Raw genomic sequence first — 361 nt, 5'->3', positions numbered from 1 at the left:
GGGTAAGACTCACATCTTTCAGGAGCTATCTCCTAACGGGGTGTTGGTTTCAGGGGGAGATGTGACCTCAGCACGCCTATTTGTGAAACATTCCGGAAACAAGGAAATCCTTGGCTTGATAGGCTATTGGGATGTTGTTACATGGGACGAGTACGAACACCAACCGGGTAAGAAGATCGACCCTACCATGATTGAGACCATGCAAAATTACCTGGCCAATAAATCTTTCAACAGGGGTGGAGCTACACATGAAGCCACCGCTTCCATGGCTTTTATTGGCAATACGAAACACACGGTTCCCTACATGCTCAAGAATACGCATCTTTTCGAATCAATACCCGATGCTTTTATCAAAGGGGCT

Annotated in this window: 1 protein-coding gene; it reads left to right on the top strand. The window is 46.5% G+C overall.

Going from position 1 to position 361, the window contains the following annotated elements:
* A partial coding sequence (locus B4G81_RS11340) for a BREX system Lon protease-like protein BrxL (protein WP_294082587.1) occupies positions 1–361 on the top strand: 361 nt, incomplete at both ends.

Source organism: Proteiniphilum sp. UBA5384 (assembly GCF_002410825.1).
Taxonomy (GTDB): Bacteria; Bacteroidota; Bacteroidia; order Bacteroidales; family Dysgonomonadaceae; genus Proteiniphilum.
The sequence above is the reverse complement of the archived record's forward strand: the minus strand, read 5'-3'. Positions and strand labels throughout refer to the sequence as shown.